The organism is Arcicella lustrica, assembly GCF_034930985.1.
In the GTDB taxonomy this organism is placed as follows: domain Bacteria; phylum Bacteroidota; class Bacteroidia; order Cytophagales; family Spirosomataceae; genus Arcicella; species Arcicella lustrica.
This window is the reverse complement of the sequence record NZ_JAYGIM010000021.1, coordinates 1-22,454: the sequence shown is the minus strand read 5'-3', so window position 1 is coordinate 22,454 and position 22,454 is coordinate 1. Positions and strand designations below refer to the sequence as shown.

The 22,454-nt window shown below is 34.8% G+C and carries 13 protein-coding genes; 5 read left to right on the top strand and 8 right to left on the bottom strand.

From position 1 onward, the window contains the following. Positions 1 to 231 precede the first annotated feature (231 nt). The 3 genes from VB798_RS22595 (at position 232) to VB798_RS22585 (ending at position 7,730) form a co-directional block, all read left to right on the top strand. Positions 232 to 4,881 (top strand): cellulose binding domain-containing protein, encoded by a 4,650-nt coding sequence (locus VB798_RS22595; protein WP_323689508.1) that lies wholly within the window; start codon positions 232 to 234, stop codon positions 4,879 to 4,881. Positions 4,882 to 5,067: 186 nt separating this feature from the next. Then, positions 5,068 to 6,657 carry a hypothetical protein gene (locus tag VB798_RS22590; protein ID WP_323327589.1) on the top strand — a complete coding sequence of 530 codons (1,590 nt, stop codon included), beginning with the start codon at positions 5,068 to 5,070 and terminating at the stop codon, positions 6,655 to 6,657. 14 nt (positions 6,658 to 6,671) lie between these two features. Then, a complete protein-coding gene (locus tag VB798_RS22585; RefSeq protein ID WP_323327592.1) occupies positions 6,672 to 7,730 on the top strand; it encodes a serine hydrolase domain-containing protein in 1,059 nt (352 codons plus the stop codon). Positions 7,731 to 7,798: 68 nt separating this feature from the next. Here VB798_RS22585 and VB798_RS22580 read toward each other — a convergent pair whose 3' ends face one another. The 6 genes from VB798_RS22580 to VB798_RS22555 form a co-directional block, all read right to left on the bottom strand. Continuing rightward, the gene (locus tag VB798_RS22580) at positions 7,799 to 9,628 is read right to left on the bottom strand and encodes a glycoside hydrolase family 97 protein (protein WP_323689507.1); all 1,830 of its coding nucleotides are present in this window, start codon (positions 9,626 to 9,628) and stop codon (positions 7,799 to 7,801) included. 38 nt (positions 9,629 to 9,666) lie between these two features. Next, complete coding sequence (locus VB798_RS22575; protein ID WP_323327596.1) at positions 9,667 to 10,695, bottom strand: family 43 glycosylhydrolase; 1,029 nt, start codon at positions 10,693 to 10,695, stop codon at positions 9,667 to 9,669. Between the two features lie 249 nt (positions 10,696 to 10,944). Next, a complete protein-coding gene (locus VB798_RS22570; protein WP_323327598.1) occupies positions 10,945 to 12,708 on the bottom strand; it encodes a RagB/SusD family nutrient uptake outer membrane protein in 1,764 nt (587 codons plus the stop codon). A gap of 67 nt (positions 12,709 to 12,775) precedes the next feature. Beyond that, positions 12,776 to 16,174 (bottom strand): TonB-dependent receptor, encoded by a 3,399-nt coding sequence (locus VB798_RS22565; RefSeq protein ID WP_323689506.1) that lies wholly within the window; start codon positions 16,172 to 16,174, stop codon positions 12,776 to 12,778. Between the two features lie 222 nt (positions 16,175 to 16,396). Then, on the bottom strand, positions 16,397 to 17,494 hold the full coding sequence (locus VB798_RS22560) for a FecR family protein (RefSeq protein WP_323689505.1): 1,098 nt from the start codon (positions 17,492 to 17,494) through the stop codon (positions 16,397 to 16,399). Between the two features lie 182 nt (positions 17,495 to 17,676). After that, positions 17,677 to 18,306 (bottom strand): RNA polymerase sigma factor, encoded by a 630-nt coding sequence (locus VB798_RS22555; protein ID WP_323327603.1) that lies wholly within the window; start codon positions 18,304 to 18,306, stop codon positions 17,677 to 17,679. A gap of 619 nt (positions 18,307 to 18,925) precedes the next feature. On the opposite strand from VB798_RS22555, the gene VB798_RS22550 reads away from it, so the two are divergent. After that, on the top strand, positions 18,926 to 19,525 hold the full coding sequence (locus VB798_RS22550) for a recombinase family protein (RefSeq protein ID WP_323689504.1): 600 nt from the start codon (positions 18,926 to 18,928) through the stop codon (positions 19,523 to 19,525). Between the two features lie 244 nt (positions 19,526 to 19,769). On the opposite strand, the gene VB798_RS22545 is transcribed toward VB798_RS22550, so the two are convergent. Then, positions 19,770 to 21,020: a sensor histidine kinase gene (locus VB798_RS22545; RefSeq protein WP_323689503.1), complete on the bottom strand. Its 1,251-nt coding sequence runs from the start codon at positions 21,018 to 21,020 to the stop codon at positions 19,770 to 19,772. A 29-nt stretch (positions 21,021 to 21,049) separates the two neighbouring features. Further along, positions 21,050 to 21,724 (bottom strand): response regulator transcription factor, encoded by a 675-nt coding sequence (locus tag VB798_RS22540; protein ID WP_309922145.1) that lies wholly within the window; start codon positions 21,722 to 21,724, stop codon positions 21,050 to 21,052. A 326-nt stretch (positions 21,725 to 22,050) separates the two neighbouring features. Between VB798_RS22540 and VB798_RS22535 the strand changes: the two genes are divergently transcribed. Continuing rightward, on the top strand, positions 22,051 to 22,454 hold a 404-nt coding region (locus VB798_RS22535), incomplete at its 3' end, for a response regulator transcription factor (RefSeq protein WP_323689502.1).

The window sequence follows — 22,454 nt, the reverse complement described above, 5'->3', positions numbered from 1 at the left end:
TTTCATACTTACAAGGTATTGTATTGACAAAGTTCAAATAGGTCTTTGAAACAGTGTATGAAAAATAAATTAAAATTCTAGAAAACGAAATTCAAAAACTAGAACTCTAAACTTAATGAAGTCTCATTCTACCTCTAAAAAACATTTTAAATATGTTTTTTACAACCATTATAATGACAGTAAAAATAATAAATGCTAACAAATGTATAAAATTTAAAAACCTTTTTGATTATGAAAAAAAGTAAATGCTTAATTGTCTTACTGACAATGATTATTATGCGTATAACTACGCTGAATGCTCAGACATTTGTGCATCCAGGTGGAGTACACACTATGGCTGATTTGGATAGAATAAAAACAAAGGTATTAGCCCAAGAACACCCGTGGATTGATGGCTGGAATAATATGATTCAGGATGCTAAGGCACAAAAAACCTATGTTGCCAACCCTTCTACTACTATTGGAGGCTCAAATGGTATTCGTCAGCAAGCTGCTAGAGATGCAACAGCAGCATATTATAATTTATTACGATGGCATGTAACAGGTGATACTACCTATGCTCGATGTGCTGTGAATATATTAAATGCTTGGTCGAACAAAATCAATGCTGTTGTAACAGGCGAACTATTTCAATTACCAATCATGACGATGGTACAAGCAGCAGAAATAGCTCGTACTTATCCGGGTTGGGCTCAGGCCGATATTGATAAATTTAAGTACATGTGTCTTAATTATTTTTATCCAGCTTGTCACAATTTTATTGGAGGTTGTGGTAGTTGGTCTAGTTGGGATTTACCGGCTGCTGCCAATATTCTTTATATTGGTATTTTTTGTGATGACCAAGCTAAATTCAACGAAGCTGTTGATTATTACAAAAATGGCACAGGCGGTGGGAGTATTCTCAATATGGTTCCATCAGTTACTGGACAAGTTGTCGAGATGGGGCGTGACCAACCCCATGCCGAAATTGGGCCTGGTTGTGCTGCAGAGTTTTGTCAATCAGCCTATAATCAAGGTATTGACCTATTCAGTTATGCTGACAATAGATTATTAGCAGCCTCTGAATACTATAGTAAATATAATTTGAATTATCCAGTAGTCTGGACAGAATATAACGATTGTTCCAATAATCATTTTTATTATCTCGCTCCTTTTGGGTCTAGCAGGATTTCGGGTAATCCGCAATTAGAGATAATATACAATCATTTTGCTGTTAACAAAGGGCTTAATGTTCCTTATACTAAAGCATTGCTTAAACTTCGTGGCATTCAGCCCACATCAGGAGAATACTCTGGGTACAATGCTTTATCATTCACATTAGATGCTACGCTGTCTCCTTTTACACCACTTTCCATTCCAGCATCGCCTACAAATCTAACGGCTAAAACGAGTATATCTCGTGTAGAATTATCTTGGAATCAACCTGCTGGAGATGTCGCAAGTGGTTATGTTATACAACGCTCAACCAGTTCTGGTAGCGGGTTTCAAACCATAGCTACTAACAATTTCGATATAAAATTATTTTATGTAGATGAAAGTGTAACAAATGGTACAACTTATTATTATAGAGTCGCTGCCATCAATAGTGCAGGTACTGGCAGCTATTCTTCTGAAGTAAGCGTTACACCTGTAAACGGTAGTTCTACAATGCCACAAGATTGGGCAATAAGAGATATTGGGACAGTACCAGTAACTGCCACTGCAACCTATAATGCAGTAAATAATAAAACCTTTATTATAAAAGGAACAGGGTCTTCTTTTGGAGGAACTTCGGATAGCCATGGGTTTGTATATGTAAATGTCTCTGGAGATTTTACTATTTCTGGGCGTTTACACGATGTCGATTTATCAGGCAGCAGTGCTGATAGAGTTGGTATCGTCATGCGTGAATCTTTTAGTCCGAATGCTACAATGGCATCTATTGGACTTCATGATAATGGTTTTAGAAAAGTATGGTTTACTCGCCGTACTTCAACAGGAAGCAATGGTTCTTGGACAAACGGCAATATGTTTACTTCACTTACGGTCTGGTTTAAATTAACACGTACAGGTAACATCTTTACAGCATATCAATCACGAGATGGCGTGACATGGTATGAAGTTGGCTCAGCTACAATTCCTATGGCAAGCTCATCTTATTATGCAGGATTATTTGTAAGTAATGGATGGACAAGCACAGTACCAACAACGGCATATTTTGATAATGTTACCACTACAGGAACTATATTAGCTGGCAACAATACCCCCATAACACCCACAGGGTTAAACCTGAATCGTTCAAACAATAAAGTATCTTTAAATTGGAATGCTGTTGATGGAGCAACTTCTTATAATATCAAAAGAGCCAATTCTAGTTCAGGTGCCTATACAACCATTGGTACTGCTACCACAAATACTTATGGAGACTCCAGTAATACGTATTGTACTGCCAATAATGTTTTTTACGTGGTTTCAGCAGTTAACCAGTTTGGAGAAAGCTCAAATGGAACAGCCAATAGTTTATCCATTCCGAATAAACTTTCAGGCACAATAATAGGAACAGCAGGTTCATGGGGAAATGTAGCTACAGCCACCAAAGAAGCCGCTGTAGATGGAAACATCAATACATTTTTTGATGCCCCTGTAGGTACTGCTTGGATTGGGTACGATTTAGGCATTTGGGGCTCTATCAATAAGGTTCGATATGCTCCACGGTCAACCAATGCAAACCGTATGATTGGGGGTGTTTTTCAAGGCTCAAATACTGCAGACTTTAGTAACCCTACTACTTTATACACAGTAACCACAGCGCCAACTGTTGGAGTAATAACAGAACAGACTATTAGCAACAATACTCCGTTTAGATATATACGTTATTTGTCGCCCAATAATGGCTTTGGTAATGTTGCAGAGGTTGAGTTTTATGGAATACTTGGCTCGGCACCACAAATAACTGGTATAACCAATGCTGTTACTTCTGTAGACTCTGTATTTAATTATACTATTGGTGCTAATAACAATCCCACACTAACTTCTACTACTAGTTTACCATCTGGGCTTACCTTAAACGCCTGTACGGGCTTAATAACTGGTAAACCAACTACAGCAGGCACTTTCCCAATAACAATTGGTGCATCTAACGGGTTTGGTTCAAATAGTACCACCATGACGATAACTGTAAAGGACAATCAAGTTATTAGCTTTAATCAAATTCCTACTAAATATGTGGGAGATACTGACTTTGACCCACAAGCCATTACTAGTGCTGGACTACCCGTTTCATACATAAGTTCTGATACAACCGTTGCTACCATTCTAAATGGGAAAATACATATTGTAGCAGCCGGAAGTACAACGATTACCGCTTTACAAGCTGGAAATGAATTATATAACAAAGCAAATAGCGTTTCTCAATCTTTTACAGTTTCAAAACTAAGTCAGACTATTTCGTTGTCATCTATCTCAGCAAAATATGTTGATGATGCTGATTTCGACATAGTAGCAATAGCTTCATCTGGTTTGGCTGTAGCCTTTATTAGTTCAGACACTTCTGTTGCAAAAATCGTGAATGGTAAGGTTCAGATTATTGGAGTTGGAACAGTAACAATCACGGCTTTGCAGTTGGGTGACGCTACCTATATTGCTGCCTCGGAGGTTTCTCAAACTTTTACGGTTCTTTCAACTATAAAAATCAAGTATCAAGATGGCGACAGAAATACAACCAACAATCAAATCAGACCATATTTAACGTTAGTGAATGAAAGCACAAAGACAATCCCATTAAGTGAAATTACTATTCGCTATTGGTTAACCCCCGAGAATTATACAGGGGTTAATACATTCATTGATTATACACCTTTAGGAAATAGTAATGTAAAAATGACTTATGTTGCCTTGCCAATGCCACGTAATGGTGCATTGGGTTATGTAGAATACAGTTTCTTACCTACAGCTGGAAACATCAATGCAAATAGTGTTTCTGGTATTATTCAATCGAGATTAGCCAATACAGATTGGAGTCTGTTAAGCGAAAATGACGATTATTCATGGATAGATGCTTCTTCTTACGTTTTTCAAAATAAAATTACTGCTTATAGAAATGGAAAATTAATTTGGGGAACAGAACCTTTGCAATCAACAGTATCACAAAGTATTAAAATTTATTCAGACTCCAAGACCATAGCTAATTCAAATACAATAAGTACTTATGTAGCTATTAATAATGAAGGAAATATTCCACTCGATTATAAAGACATAAAAGTAAGGTATTGGTTTACGAAGGATGGAGGCACAAACCTTAATGTTTATTTCGATTACGTTAAATTAGGGAATGGCAAAGTTTATGGAAATTTTGTAAATGTAAATCCTGCTGTTCAGGGTGGAGATACTTATTTTGAACTAGGCTTTAACGAATCTACTGGTGTACTTTATCCTTTATCGAGTTCAGGTAATATTAATTATAGGTTAGCAAAATCTGATTGGTCTAACTTCAATCAAACCGACGATTATTCTTATGCCCCCAATAATACTTTGCTATTGAATAAACACATAACGGTGTATCATAAAGGAGTATTGATTTCAGGAGAAGAGCCTGCATCTATTGTAGAAAATTATAACCTAGTAATGAGACCATTAGAAAGAAACCTAACCGCAAATGTATATACCTATCCCAACCCAGTCAATAGTAATACTTGCTATGTAAAAATTGCTAGTGATATTGCTATCGGATCGGAAACTCAATTACGGATCTATAATTTCTCAGGCACAATGGTTCTGGATAAGATCGTTTCAAATTCCGATTCAAATATTATAACGATAGACCTTCCGACATTTATGACAAATGGAGTCTATCTAATTCAGGTAAATCAGTTACCTGTTTCCAAGTTTATATTACAAAGATAAGTGCTATTAAGTTTTATGATAAAGAGCCGCTTTTGGTGGCTCTTTATTTGTTTAATATAAAACTCAGCAATTTTTACTAAGAGATAATATCTGTATTTTAATGGGGTATGTTGATACAAAGATTATCTCTTTAAATAGACTTATATTACATACTGTGATTTATAAAAATTGATTTATTGTCTTGCTATGAAAAAAAACGCTTTTACAATTGTATTTATATTAAATCTTTTTCACACAACTATTGCTCAAGTATGGCAATGGTCTGCTCCTGTCGAAGGAATTATTCATTCTGAAACCAATGCCAATCCTCAAGCTTTTTTATGGATTCCTGAAAATTGTAAGGAAGTGAAAGGAGTTGTACTGGGTATGCACAATATGGTTGAAGAAGGAATGTTAGAGAATACTAACTTTAGGAAAACGTTATCCAACATTGGCTTTGCCGAGATTTGGGTTACTCCTACCTTAGAATTCCCTTTTGATTTTCATGGACATGCCCCCAAACATTTCCAATCCATGATGAATACTTTGGCTGAAATATCGGGTTATAAAGAATTGTCCACCGCACCGATTGTCCCTATTGGACATTCTGCTATGGCAACTTATCCTTGGAACTTTGCCGCTTGGAATCCTGAACGAACATTGGCGGTAATCTCGGTACATGGGGATACTCCTCAAACCAACCTAACAGGGTACGGACGTGCCAATGTGGATTGGGAGAATCGAAATATTGAAGGTGTACCAAGCTTATTTATCATGGGCGAATACGAATGGTGGGAAAAACGCCTCGAACCTGGTTTTAAACATGTAGCTAAATTTCCTAAAACACCCATTACATTTTTTGCCGATGCTGGTCATGGGCATTTTGACTATAACGATGTAATGGTTGATTATGTAGCTCTTTTTATCGAAAAGGCTGCTAAATATCGTTTACCCAAAGGAAAAAATCAGCCTTTACACCCTGTATATCCTCAAAATGGCTGGCTGATAGATCGCTGGCGAAAAGATAGTTTACCAACAACACAGCCACAACCTTATCATTTGTATCAAGGTAATAAGTATGAGGCATCCTGGTGTTTCGACGAAACTCATGCTAAAGTTACAGAAGTATTCTATGCCAAAGCCAGGAGAAAAAAAATGCAGTACTTAGGTTTTTTGCAAGATGGGCAAATACTTGTTCCCGTCAATAATCATGCTGTTTATCAGCCTATTTTCAAACCTTTGGCTGATGGTATTAGTTTTCAGTTAGAAGCATTTTTCACAGACTCATTGCGTAAACATATAGTTAGCAAGCATTCTACAACACCATTATTGATTGATAGAATTTGTGGACCGGTGAAAAAGTTGAACGATACTACCTTCCAATTGAGTTTTTATCGAATGGGCTTCAAGAATCAAAAAAGGAGTAATAGTATTTGGTTGCTTGCTCATAACGATGGTGATGATACGTACAAATCGGCAGTACAACAATTAGAAATAAAATTTCCTTTAAAGAATATACAAGGAACTGCTCAAAGTATAGCCTTTGATGTAATTCCAAATCAAAAAAAAGGCATTCGTTCTATCAATTTAAACGGTTTATCTAGTGCTAATTTGCCTGTAAGTTATTATGTAAAAGAAGGTCCTGCTTATGTTGAAAACGGGCGCTTAATTTTCACAAAAATTCCGCCTAAAACTAAGTTTCCGATAAAGGTTACGGTAATAGCTTGGCAGTATGGTATTGCAGGAAAAATACAGTCAGCCGAACCTGTAGAGCAACGTTTTGAAATATATCAATAATTACACAAAGCCACATGAAACCATTCTGTTTGATAATATTCTGTTTGTACATAAGTACTGCAATTTTCGCTCAAAGAACTGACAAGCGTTTTGAACCTATTCAACAGCAAATACAGGCTTGGGTTGATAGTGGACACTATAAAGGTGCTGCCCTTTTGATTACTCATCAAAACAAAGTTGTGTATCAATCACTCTTCGGTAGTTATACACCCCAAACTGTCGTATATATAGCATCGGCAGGAAAATGGTTGGCGGCGGCTACCATTGCTGCGTTGGTAGATGAAGGTAAATTAAAGTGGACAGATAAAGCCAACCAATGGATTCCAGAGCTGAAGGATAGCAAAGGAGAAGCAACTTTAGCTCAATTACTTTCGCATACGGCTGGTTATCCCGATTATCAACCCAAAGGTAAACCAACAGATATAACTCAAGATTTGGCGACTTCTGTTGCTAATATCATTCCACTTCCTGCGGATACCTTGGTGGGGAAAAAGTTTAAATATGGAGGACTAGCCATGCAGGTTGCAGGCCGTATGGCTGAGTTGGCGACTGGAAAAAATTGGGAAGAACTTTTTCAAGAAAAAATAGCAAAACCTCTGGGAATGACACAGACACATTTTACGCCAGTAGATTCGGCAGGAGGGCACGCTCCTATGTTGGGAGGCGGAGCAAGGTCAACACTGAATGACTATGTAAATTTTTTGTCTATGATTTATAATAATGGTACTTATCAGGGGAAAAGAGTATTATCTGAAAAAGTCATCCGTTTTATGCAAGCAGATCAAGTTGGTAAAGCAAAAGTAGCCCCAGGCGAGTTTGTTGAAAGAGCAAGAGGCACAAAAGGAAACGCTATTTATGGATTAGGCGAATGGCGGGAAGAGGTTAACAACAAAGGAGAACCCACACTAATCAGTAGCCCTTCTTGGGCTGGGGCTTATCCTTGGATAGACAAAAAATACCACATTTATGGCTTTTTGATTACTCATATTACAGGCTTCAAAAAGAATTTTTCTCCATTTTATACAAGCCATCAATTAGCGTTGGAAATTAGAAAGATTATACAAGTAAAATAATACAACTAAAGTAACGAATCCATAAAAGCAAATTTGTCATTTAATCTGCTTTTATGGATTTATCTTTTTTATCTATTCACTTCTTCGAGCGTAATTGCCTGTCCTCCTTTGGCTTTAAGATTAATCGCTAATTGGTAACCTTTCTTTAATTCCAACACTCGTTTGCGGATTCCTTTAGTTTCATCATCTTCAAAGATGGTCATTTTATAGGTTTTATTAGATGTCAAAAAATCTAAAGATAAATTCCCCTCCCAATCCGAAAAACCTGTGGCATTACCCAAGTACCAAGTAGTGCCTTTTCTTCGTGCAACACTGATATATTTACCAATTTCTCCTTGTAAATAGTGGCTTTCATCCCAAACAGTTGGTACATATTTAAAAAACTCTATCTCTGTTTCATTCGTATAATCTGCTGGATTCCCATACCAAAATATGGCTTGTAGTGGACTAAAATACACTACTGATAAAGCCAATTGTTGTCCTTTACTTACAAGAAGTTTATTTGCAAAAGATTTTACACTGTTGGGATAACAATACGTATAATCTGCAGCTCCTGCAAGAAATCTGGTAAAAGGTAAGACCATATTATGATAAGCATCTGGTGCATTTTCATTACCTCTGATACCTTCTTGTGTCAATAAATTGGGATAGGTATGACTAAGACCTGTAGGTTTGTAGTTATCATGAATATTGAGGATAAAACCATAATCTAACGTTTTTTTAATGGCATTGTTTAGCCAAACTATCCCCTCTTGACTTAGCCCATCGACAAAACCAAATTTAAACCCTGCAACACCCCATTTTTTATATAATGGTAAAATTTCATCTAGATGGGCTCTCAGACCTACTTTATTTACATATAAAATCACTCCAATCCCTTTTTCTTTACCATATTGAATTACCCTGTGTAAATCTAATTCAGGGATAATCTGTGTTGGGTCAGATGCTGATCTGAATTCTGGGCCGTACCATCCAGCATCAAAAAGAATGTATTGAAAATTGTGTGCGGCAGCAAAGTCGATACCGGTAATACCATCTTGTGTATTGAGCGACAAACGAACTACTTTTCCGGGTTTAATCCATGTAGGAATGGTATCGCCAAAGCGCTTACTGAGCCGATAGGGCAAGTCGCTGAATTGGTGTAAGCCAATGGCATTATTAGCAATACTCACGGTTCTCCACGGAGTTGCGAGATCAGTAGTAAGCCTTACAGAGTCTTTGAGGAAAGCCACTGCAAGAGAATTAGCGAGTTTACCTTTGGTTAACTCTGCTTTTGTATAGCTGTTGTTTTCTGCCTCACCAATAGAAACATAATACTTTTGGCTGACTAAAGTAGCAGGGAAATCACAAGTTTTTATTAAAGAATCAATAGCTAATGGAGTAAAAACAGATTCTTGGTTGTATTGATACAAAGTATAATTATCAGTAAAATTAAAAGTACTTAGTTCTTTTTGAATTTCTTCTGATACTAATTGTGTTTGCTTAGGAACAATATAACGAAAGGCAATACTGCCATTGAAAGCCCTGAAAACTACCTGAAAATCTATTCCACTGGATTGGCAAAATAGTGTTAATTCATTAAAATGATTTGTAATGGTACTGTTTTCGCCTAGTGTCCAAGCTAATTGTTGCTTAACACTGCGCTTTTTTTGTTTTTGTACACGGATGTTCCGGCCTATTACTTTCTTTTTTAGTTGTAGCCCTAAATCTGACCAAGCGAGTATTGGACTACCTTTTTGTTCTATACTATATACCAATTCTTTTTCGCTATTAACCTTTACTATTAGTTTTGTGTCTTTTGACGGAGACCCTAATTCGTATGATTGCCCATAAGTGACATAGTTTCCTGCAACAAAGAAAATAAGAACTATTAAAATCTTTTTTATTGAAAGCTTCATAAGTATTGAAAAACAGTTTATAATTAGTGGAATATAAGCTATTTGTTAATTTGTTCTATGTACCTTACTTCTCCTGTTTTTACATTGATATGCCAAGGTTTTGGTTTAGGAATCCAAACTTTTCCTTCTTGAATCTCAACAGGCATCCATAAATAACGAGAATCCCACTGAGCAGATGGTTTCCAACGGTCGCCCATATACAAAACTGTTGTTTGTTTTTTCCCCTCTACTTTAAGTAACATAGTAGATTGTGAGCTATAAGTATTGGTTTCGGGAGGAGCTATATCACTAAAGGTACTCCAAGGTCCAGCAAGAGATGTTGCAGTTGCCACTTTATTAGGGTTAGGTGCCCAACTTGTTAAGGCAGAGCCAATAACATAATACAAGCCTTTGTAATGTACAATGGCACCGCCTTCCAAAGGAGCTTGAATAAATGAAACTTCTTTTTCAACTGTCAGGAAATCATCTGATAGCTTTGCAATATAAAAACCCTTAGAAGGACGGCTCTCAAAAATAAGATAAGCCGAGCCATCATCATCAATAAACTGCCCAATATCACGACTTTCTTTTCCTAAAGGTCTAAATGCATTAAGATATTTAAAAGGTCCTTCAGGTTTATTACTTATAGCTACTCCTACACTTGCAAAACCATATCTTTTACCTTTTACAACGCCATCTATGTGCATGTACATTACGTACTTTTTAGTTTTTTTGTTGTAATACACCTTAGGGCGTTCTAGTACCCAATGCTTGCCTTCTAATGCTGTATCAGGTCTTGCAAGTTTTATGGCATTCCCCTTGAATTTCCAGTTGATTAAATCTTTTGAAGCATAGCAGCTCACATAATGATGCACCGTATCAATATCAAATTCTTTGCTACGCTGTTCACCGTACCAATAATAGGTTTTCCCGATTTTTATTACCCCACCACCATGAGCTTGTATATGATTTCCATCCATATCTGCCCACTTTTCTCCAGGGTTTATTACTAATTGTTTTTGTGCTAAAGTATTAAAAACTAGTAGTGTTGCAGTTGTATATAAAATAAGTTTGAATATTTTAAGCATATATCTTTCTTTAAAGTTTAGAAAACAAATTATCAGGATATAAACCTGATAATTTGTTAAAAATCTGTTTTGTTATTTAGTGATTAGGAAAATACATTTAGTTATAATCATTGTAATAGTTTTTAAAGCATAAACGTTTAAGCAATTTGGATAAAAAAAGAGAAAAATCATAATAATTAAATAGTTTAGTTGTAAACAGTATAATAATTATACCGCCTACAACTAAATTATTATTCATTAATAGCAATATTACCATCCAGGGTTTTGCATCATTTGCTTATTTCTGTCTATTTCCGACTGAGGAATTGGCCAAAAATAGTGTTTCTTATCAAAAACACGTGTTTCAAAAATAGACCTTTCATAAAACTCTATATCGGTAAAGCTTGTTCCCTTGCTGATATTCATGCCATACATAGGTCCACCTTGTGTTTCTTGAGCAATCTTCCATCTACGCACATCGTATAAACGGTGTTCTTCAAAGGCCAACTCGATTCTTCTTTCGTGTCGGATACGTTCACGCATTTCAGACTGAGTCAAGCCTGTCGGTAACGCTGGAATACCTGCTCTTTCACGAACTAGATTGATATATTTAGCTATATCAGCATTATTAGGGCTATGTTCATTTAGGGCTTCAGCATAATTCAGGTACATCTCTGCCAGTCTAAAGTAAATCCAAGACTGTTGGGTGTATCTATTATTAGGCACATCGCTATTAGGACTTACGAATTTTGTAAGCAAATAACCTGTTTTGGAATGATCGTGTGACCCATTTTTACCAGAAGCACCAGTAGCATACAATTGAATAGGTGTACCAGAAGCACCCGAAAAAACCCATGTGTCATGGTTATACAATACACTTACATAAAATCTAGGTTCACGGTTTAAATACATATTCCAGTCTAGTGTTTTGGTAAATTTAGTATCGCTAGTTGAAAGCCCTGTTTCTATATAACCAGAACCAGCATCGTTAATCCGTTTTCCATTAGCCATATGATAGGCATCTACCATTTGTTGTGTAATTGCTAAACCATTCCAGCCCTTCATTTGTCTTGGGGCAGCATGGATAGTCCATTTATTAGTATTAGCACTTGGTCTTCCCCAAATTACTTCACTATTCCAACGATCAATAAACACATCACGATAGGAAGCAAAAGGGTCTAAATCTCCATTACTTGTAAATTTTTTATATAATCCACCAGGCATCATATCTATTACAGCCTTAGCGGCATCAGCTGCTAGTTTCCATTTATTTGCATCATAAGTATTTGTCATTAGTGCCTTCCCATCTGAATTTTTGAAATCGGCATAATCTTGATTATTCCCATTAAATAAAGGACTAGCTGCATATAATAATACACGGGCTTTAATCGCCATTGTTGCACGCTTATCCATTCTGCCATAATCTATTACATTGGGTATAGTACTAGGTAAATCTTTAGCTGCTAAGTCTAGTTCATCAACAATATATTTCACACATTCATCATAAGAATTACGTGGACGAAGTGTTTCTGCACTTGTGGCATCAACAGGAATGGCATTCGTTAAAATGACTACAGGACCATATTGTTCTAACAAAAGAAAATAGTAATATGCTCTCAAAGCACGAGCTTCAGCTTTCGTTCGAATATTAATGCCCGGAGTAACGCCATCACACTCAATACAGCGTTCTACTTGATTAATATAAACCGAAGCCGCCCGAATTGCTTTGTAATAAAATGAATATCTATCATAAGGAATAGAAGTAGGACCCCAGTTACCTGTATTGATATTATTCGCCCCGATTGTTGTCCAAACAAAATCTCCTTCGTCAGATGTTGGCGTTAAATTGGCATAAGGTTCTGCTGGGTCAGGCAAGTAGCTATAGACGTTAGCAAGGTATTTTTCTACCTCTAGTCTTGTTGTGAACACAGCATCAATGGTAAGCATATCATCTGGCTGTTTGTCAAGATAATCTTCACAAGAAAAACCAATAATGCCTGCTATAAATAAAAGAAAGATGGATATTCTTTTCATAGTTTTGTACTTATAATTATGAAGCTGATTTTTATTTCAACTACCAGTTATTTAAAAATATATTTTCCTAAAAATTAATATTTACGCCCATATTTAGGTTTTTTTGAATAGGATATACTGCACCTCTTCCATCACCTAATTCTGGATCCCAGAAATTAAAGGTACTCCAAGTAAGAAGGTTCAAACCTGAAACATACACTCTAAATGTATTAACTTTTAATTTTTGAGTAAGCTTCTTAGGGATTGTATAGCCTATTTCGGCTGTTTTTAAACGTATATAACTAGCGTCTCTTTGCCACCAAGTAGATGAACGAAAGTTGTTTGTATTAGGACCAAAAGAAAGTCTAGGGAAAATAACATCCTGGCTTGGGTTTTCGGGAGTCCAACGGTTTAACACATTTGTATTGATATTTCCACGAATTCCTCCTTCTGCAAATGGGTAAAAACCAACACCTCCGAGCATAAAGCTCATTGTCCCTGCACCTTGTAAAAAAGCTGAAAAGTCAAAGCCTTTGAAGCCGAGCGATACACCAAAACCATATACTAATTGTGGAGTGCTAGGATTTCCAATAGCAACTTCATCAAATGCGTCAATTTTTCCATCTTCGTTCACATCTTTGTATTTTAAGTCTCCGACACGCACTGGTCCAAACGTTTGAACAGGAGAACTATTTATTTCGTCTTGGCTAGTAAATAAACCATCTGCAATCAGCCCAAAAGGTTGTTGATAACGCTTTCCTCGTCTGTTTTGATAAGTATATTTATAGTCTGGAGCATCATCATTAATAAGCTTATTTTGAACATAAGTTACATTCGCTTTTAAGCCTAAGTTTAATTTTCCTAGCTTTTTATTATACTCCATATTAGCATCAATACCTTTGTTCTCAAACTCTCCAATATTTCCCCAAGGGTTGTTTTGAAGACCCATTATGGCAGGTAGAGAGTTTCTTTGCATAAAGATTCCAGAACGATTTCTATGGAAAATATCTGCTTGCACGTAGAATCCACGTAAGAAACGCATCTCTATACCAATATTGCTTTCGATTTCTTTCTCCCATGTGAGGTCTGCACCCCATTGGTCTTCTCCTCGTCCCGAAAATCCATTATTTACGTCCATACCAAAAGTATATCCGCCATTCCCCCCTCCCACTGTTGTTAAGTAAGCAAAACGACGTCCGCCAATCTGGTCATTTCCCTTTGTACCATAAGAGCCTCTTAGTTTCAAATACTGTATAAAATCATTGTCTCTGAAGAACGGCTCTTGCGAAACTATCCAACCTAAAGCATAAGCAGGAAAAAACCCAAATCGACTACCTTTTGCAAAGTTTTCAGAACCATTATACCCAGCATTGAATTCGAAGAAGTATTTCGATTTGTAGTTATAAGATACACGGCTAACTAAACCTTGCAATCTATATGGTAATGAACTGATTGCATCATTGGCATCAGCCGATTGATAATCTTGTTGATTATACAATAAAAGTCCGCTAATAGCATGGTTACCAATGGTTTTATCATAATTAAAATTTGCTTGCATGTAAATACGTCTGTTCCCTCCTGAAGATTTTGAAAACCCTAAATCAGCGTTACCATTCACAAATTTATTTAGCGTTAAATCACCATTGGTATTTCTTCCCGTAGCAATATAAGTATCAACTGCAGACCTGATTCTGCCGATATTGTGAAAATTATATCCATCAAAAGCAAATTTTCCAGAGAATTTCAAGCCTTTTACTACATTAGATAAATCTTGATTAAGTGTAATATCCGATTGAATATTATTTCTCCATTCAGTAGAAAACCCTTTTCCTGTAAGAAGCATATAAGGGTTCGTTACTCCGTTTACACCGCCATATACAAATCCAGCTGGATTATTGAATGGATAAGTTGGTGCATAACCGATAGGTGTATTAAAATAAACCTCCCCCCAAATACTTGAAGCAGAAGCTCCCGGATAATTTGAGGTAATCAAAATACCGCCTAAACCTAATTTCAATTCTGTGTTTTTACCTAATCTAACATCGGTGTTGGCTCGGAAATTATATCGCTTTAAGCCTGCATTAGTATTGTAAGTATTCAGATTATCCCCTTTCCAAATTCCTTGTTCATCATAATAGGTTGCAGATACAAAGTATTTAGCATTGCTTGAGCCTCCTGTAATATTAAGGTTTGCACGTTTAGTAGGTGTATTTTTTTTCACCATTAAATCCAACCAATTAACATTAGGATATAAGTATGGGTCTTCACCTGAAGCGTATTTTTCAATAATGGCAGGGGTATAAGGCGTTACAAAGTTTGGATTTGATGCCAACTGTGCTTCGTTATACAAATTCAAATAGGTTATACCATCAACCAACTCTGGTAAGCGTGTTGGTGAGTTTAAACCTGTTTCATACTTAAAGCTCACCGTAGGTTTATCGTTATTCCCTCTTCTTGTGGTAACTAAAATTACACCATTGGCTCCTCTAATCCCATAAACAGCTGTTGCTGAGGCATCTTTTAATACCGAAAAGGATTCTATCTCTTCTGGCTCTATGTTATTGATTGGTCGCTCAACACCATCTACAAGCACCAATGGCGACGCTCCTGCTCCGAAAGTACTAATACCACGAACCCAAAACTGAGCATCGTCGTACCCCGGTTCTCCATTTCTTTGAACCGCAATAATTCCAGCTACTTTTCCTGCTAAAGCATTATTTAAAGACCGTGGTGCAGCAGATTTTATATCATTAATTTTTACTGTTGTGATGGCTCCAACTACACTTTCTTTCTTTTGTTCGCCATAGCCAACAACCACTACTTCGTCAAGTGCTTTATTATCAACCTGCATAGCAATATCTATTTTTGAGCGGTTATTTACCTCTACTTCTTGAGTAACATAACCCACAAACGAGAAAACTAACGTGCTATTTCCACTTGGTAATTGAATGGAATACTTGCCATCTGACAATGAGCTAACACCTTTGGATGTCCCTTTTATAGAGACACTTACACCTGGCATGGGCTGGTTTTTTTCGTCAACAATCGTTCCTGTTACATTTTTTTCAGTAATATAACTCCCCAATGAAACCGAAAGTGAATTCATTGGTAATAATATAGGCTTTGCCGTTCGATTCAGAATAATGGTCGAACCTACGGTTTCATAAGAAAGATCTAAGGGCTTTAGTAACCTAACAAGTACATTCCTAAGAGGCTCGTTCTGAACATCAATTGAAACAATTCTTTCAGAACCTATTACTTGGGGACTGTATATAAATTTAACAGATGTCGATTTTTGAATCTGATGAAGTGCCAAATCCAAAGACTTATTTTCTACATGCAAAGCCACCTTTTGGTTCAGGAATTCCTGCCCCATATTATTATGAGCAATGGCAAAGGTTGCACATAGAAATGTTATTACAATTTGATAAAGAGAAAAACGCATGATTTTCAACAAAATCTTGTTTTGTTTTGTAAATTTTTTCATAACTTGACTTAACTTTTTTAATTTTTAGTAAAAAGAAATCCACCCGACCTAAAACTAAAGTTTAAGTCGGTTGTTGCTTTAAGCAACATGGAGGAGAAAATTTGTCGAAGATGCTGGCACATCTTCGACATTTTCATTTAGAAAATGTTAAAGGGATTAGTACAATTGGTTCATTATCTGCATAGTTATTTGTTTAAAGAGATTTCATTGAGACTTACTGATTTAATTACATTTATTTCCATTAATTACTATTTCTCCATCAATTACTTGATAACTTGCATTGATAGCTCTACAGATTAATGTTAGTTTTTCATACAAAGACTGACTTTCTAACGCTGCTGTAAGCTGACATTTAGAAAGTAGCTGCCTGTCATATTTTATCGTTATTCCATAAATTTTTTCCAGCGAATCAAAAACCTCATGCACTGGCGTATTTTCAAAAACCAACATTTTATTGGTAATGTCTAAAGGTTTAACAGGACTAGGCAATTCAATCAAGGTTCTCTTTAATTGTTTTTCAGCTCGATTAAATATTGCCTCCTGGTTTGGAGTAAGAGTTAGTTGGACTTGTTTTGTTGAAACTTCTTTATCTTTTTCAGAAGAATATACTGCCACCTTTCCAGTCTTTACAATAACCTTGACTTCTTTATCACTATCATAGGAGCTTATTGTGAAGCTTGTTCCTAACACTTTTGTAACAAGTTCATTCGCATAAACAATAAAAGGTTTTGAAGGATTTTTGGTAACTTCAAAAAAGGCTTCTCCACTCAAGTAAATTTCACGATGAGTGCTTGCAAATACCTTTGGATAACTAACTCTACTTTTTGCTTTCAGTGTTATTTGGCTCCCATCTGGCAGATGCACAAGTTTTTCGTTTTGGTCTTTATTTATTACTTCAACCAATGACTCCCTCTTATTATCAGTACGTTTTTCGTATGCAGTATTATTGATAAAAGGATTGATAGATAGTTGTGTTATAATATATAATAATGCAAGTATCCCAACAGTAAAAACTGCTGCAATTCTCCATAGTTTAGTTAAATTGATTAAGTGATTTGGTCTTTTATCCACAAATTCATTTCTACTCTTTGTCAAACGAATTAACTCTGTTTCCAATTCGGTTTCTGTTAATTCTTCATGAGCATTATGTATTTTCTCAATAAGCTCTTTTGCTGCCCAAACTGTCTTTGTTTGGTCTGGGTGTTGATTCAGCCAGTTTTCCCAAAATATGGTATCTTCGGTTGAATTTAGGATTACCCATCGACAAAAGAATTCATCTAAAACGAAATCTTTGATTGAATACTTTGTATAATCTTCCATAGATAAATTTGTATTTTAGCTTTTATACACTGAAATAGTATTTTAATTAAGAACAATACCCTTTTTATTTAATTTATTTTTACGATTTTTTTAAAATAAATTTCATTTCAAACATTTAGGGCTGAGTAAACACTACTCAGCCCTAAATGTTTGGCAGTAATATAATAGTTTAATTGTGACAACTAGAGAGAAAAAAACAGTGCCTTTAAGAATGGGATGATTAAAATTTCAACTGCTGTCAGCAAGTTTCTTTTTAAGTTTAAAATTGATCGATGCAAGAAGTTGGCCACAGTTTGGCGTTCAATATCCATAATTGAAGCTATTTCTTCATTAGAAAAACCCTTATAATATTTTAAATATATTACCTCCTGTTGACGCTTCGGCAGTTGTTTTATTGCCTGACGAATTGTTTTCTCATTTTCTTGTAAAAACTCCTCTGCAATCCATTCACTTTCTATTGACTCTCCATCTGTTAAGGTTGCATAATCATCAATATCGATGACATTCCCTAGGCGTTTTTCTATTTTTAATTTTCTAAATAAATTATTTTTAAATGCCTTAATAAGATAAATTGTAACATAGGGGTTTTCTGGAAGTAGCCTTTCTCTATGTGACCATAATTCAAGAAAAAGATCTTGAAGACAATCTTTGATTAACTCTTTATCTTTTGTAAAACGTGTAGCATAATTGTATAATTCTTTGTATCTCATTAAAAAAATTTGGTCAAAAGCCTCTCCACTTCCATTTTTAAAATGGAGCCATAATCGACTAAGCTCTGTTTCCTCATAGGAAACTCTATTTGCCGTTTTCATAAATATTAAAAATCGTAATAGAAGTTTTATTAAAGAGGTAAATTAAGTGCTATGATACTCTTTGACTCATGACTTTTATTCAAAAAAATATATATTTATTACAATAGCTAATAAATTTTTTGGGCAATCTAAAAATATTTGATCCCTATTTTAAACATGAATATAAGATATATTCTCTATCTTTTTGGATATTTCCATTTATCCATTTAGGGTTTATTTTTATAAAAATTAGGCACAGTATAATATTGAGAAATCTATCTGTGTTTATTTTGGATTGACTTTGAGAATTGGATTGACTTTGAGAAGAGGATAGTTTTTTAATTTGTTGCATTGCACTTAGTCCCAATTTCTCTTCTATCGTTCATTGGTATATTTCCGGCTTTCTAAAATAAAATACTGACTATGTTATCTAAAGAAATTGTTTCGATATTTTCTTATTAGATTTTAAAGAAGCTAAAAATTCTATTTCCAAGTGCGTTTAATTATACAATTTTACAATCTAATAAATTTATTGGAGAAATAATCTAAAACTATCTGTAGACACTTTCATTTGTATAAAATACTTGTATATTATACAAAGTATAAATATCTTTACTTTTACATGAATAACTATATACAAATGAAGATAGGATACGCTAGAGTTAGTACCAAAGATCAAAACCTCGAAATGCAAACTGATGCTTTGACAAAAGCTGGTTGCGAAATCATTTTTACGGAAACGGCTTCGGGTGCAAAAACAGATAGAATTGAACTTACCAAAATGCTAAGCCAGATTCGCAAAGGAGATATAGTAGTGGTTTATAAACTGGATAGATTGGGAAGGTCTTTAAAACATTTGTTGGAAGTAGTAGCTCACCTAAACGATAAACAAATTGGAATTCAAAGTATCAGCGATGCCATTGATACGACTACTCCCAAAGGACGTTTGTTTTTTAATATCTCTGCTTGCTTTGCAGAATTTGAAAGAGACTTAATCAGAGAAAGAACAAAGGCTGGCTTAGAAGCAGCTCGTGCCAGAGGAAGAAAAGGTGGCCGTCGCCAAGGCATGACTAAAGAAGCAGAACAAAAAGCAATTTTAGCCGAAACTTATTACAAGGAAGGCAAAATGGGTGTAAATCAAATCGCCTTAGAAATCGGAGTTTCTAAAATGACTCTTTATAAATATTTGAGGCATCGGAAAGTGACGATTGGGAGTTATCATAAAGAATTATCAACTTAATTTAGACTTTATAACTAAATACTTTTAGCATTTACAAAAAAACAAAACATCTCGATAGCTTTCCTTAGACTGTGTTAAGCTAACAGAAAATACTTCCCATCGTTTTATAACGGAAAGACAATGACAAGAGTAGTATCTTGCACCCGTTTAAAACTTCCAATAATGGAAAGAATAAGAAAACTATCCTAATAATATTATTTGAGACTACCTTTTATTTCTTGACTTCAGAACGAATATGTATTAGTTAATTTATTTGTTTTAAAACAATGATAAATGTATGCCATCCATTTTGGAAATCATAAGTTAAAGTCCAATGATTTAACACACAAATTTCTTTAATAATTGCTAAGCCCAAACCTGTTGATGAAGTATTCTCTGGATTCTTTGTGAATCTATCAAAAATGTATTCATCTGGAAAACCTAAGGGAGAACCAGTATTGGAAATTATAAATACATTGTTTTTCAGATTTATTTTAACTGTACCATTTGTTGAAGTGTACTTAAGTACATTCGAAAGAAAATTTGAAATTAATATATCTATCAAATATTGATGGGAATAGATGATTGTCTTGTTTAATGTTTCTATTAAATTAATATTTTTAGCTAAAAAAAGATCTTCCATATTCCGAAGATGTGAATCTAAAACATCGCTAAAAACAATTTCATGTTGTTCTGTAAATAGCTGATTATCTAATTTTGCCAGTAATAAAAGGCTTTTGTTCATCTTTGATAGACGATTTACACCAGATTTTGCCTGTGTAATATAGCCAGCCATTTGTTCTGTAATCTCAAGCTGGCTCATCCTATCGAGCTTAGATTGAATAATACTTAAAGGTATTTGAATTTCGTGCGAGGCATTCTCTGTAAATTCTCGGAGTGCCAAATATTCTTTTTTACTTCTTTCCGTTAGGTCTTTTAGCGTAAAATTTAATTCTTTAAACTCTGTAATAGTCGAGTCATGAAGTTGAAGAGTATATGGTGAGCTAACCGAAAAGGCTTGGACATTCTTTAAGTTTTCAAAAAAAGGTTTCAGAATCTTCTTATTAGAAAAATAGTTAATTAAAATGCCAGACAGAGTAAGTAAAATAGCCGTTAATAGAAAAATGAAGAAAATGGTAAGATAATAATTATCCCAACCAATATGTGAACTCATCACTGTTACATGATATCTAGAGTCTCCTATTACTTGTGTTTCTTTAAGGTAATGATATTCTTCCATTTCTTTTTGAACTCTATCATAAACCATAGAATCTCCAAAAACCAGTCCTAAGGATGTATTATTATCAGTAACTTTATCTATTTTAATTAATGGTGCATTGACATGATTCCCGAACCTGATGCTCTCAAAAATTTGATCTGCTTGCAATTCTAATTGCTCATTCATTTCATCACTTACTGCTTTTTGGAGTATCACAAAAAGGGTAAATCCCGTAAATATTAGAATAGATACAGAGGCAATTAAATAGTCTCTTGTAGTTTTATGAAGTAAAGTCATTTTCTAAACTAAAACGTTTTATTTATTCATTACGCAATCCATTTATATCCCATTCCATATACCGTTTTGATATAGTCAATTCCTGTGTATGTGGTGATTTTTTTTCGTAAATTCATCGTATAAACATATACAGTATCATAATTTTCGGCCATATCATAATGATCTCCCCAAAGGTGTTCTGCTATAGCTTGTTTACTTACAACACGATTTTTATTGACAATAAAATATAATAGCAGTTCATATTCCTTTTTAGTTAAAACAATAGATTCGTCTTTATAACTTACAGTCTTAGTAACCATATTAATAACAAGACTGTCAAACTTTACTTCATTTTCTCCATCAAAAGTTCTTCTTCTTAGCAAGGAGAAAATTCTAGCATTGAGTTCTTCCAGATGAAAAGGCTTTGTGATATAATCATCAGCACCCATTTCCAAACCTGTTATTTTGTCATACAAAGAATCTTTGGCTGATAAAATCAAGACTCCAACATTTTTATGTTGCTTTTTTAATATTTCAAGTAGTGATAATCCGTTACCACCAGGAAGAGTAATATCTAATACGATGGCATCGTAATGATACAAATGTAGTTTTTCCTGCCCTTCAGTGTATGTTGTTGCTTTTTCGCAACGATAACCTTGTTCAGTCAGGTAAGTATCCATTTCTTCTAAAAGAAATTGCTCATCTTCTACCAATAAAAGCTTCATAGTTTGCTAAAGTTTATAAATAAAGTGCTATTACTTGTGAACACAAGATTAAAAATATTTTTTAGTAACGCAACGAACGCTTACAATTTACCGTAAAGGGTTTTATTTAATTAAATATTCATTAGTTGCTTGACTCGTTTGAGAAAATAAAATTACTTGATTGCTCTATCCTTCTGGGTTGTATATTGGTTTTAAATATTCAAAAGTAAGTTTATCTACAATAAAAAAGGTTTTCCAAATGATTCTAAAAGCTAAAGTCGTCAAAAATATTATTTAGAATTAGATTAATTTAAAAAAAATTCAGAATTCACTATTTATTTTGTGACATGGAAATTCTCATAATGGAAAGTTCTGGGAAGTTTAGCGATGAGATTGCCAATGATTTATTAGGAATGGGACATAGGACAGAGTTCGTAATAAACGCCCTAGAATTGAAGCAAAAAATTAAAAATTCTATATACGATTGTATTGTAGTTGACTTGACATTCGAGGAAAACAAAGGCTTACAACTCATTAAAGAAATAAAGAAAGCTAATAAGCATGCCGGACTTATTGTTATTTCCTCTGATAATTCTTTCCAAAAAAAGATAGATGCTTTATACCAAGGTGCTGATGATTTTTTGAATAAACCTTATGAAGTATCAGAGTTAGTCGCTAGGATATTTTCGTTGCTAAGAAGAAGTAAGTTGAGCAGTAAAAATATTATCAGATATAATGAATTGCAGATTGA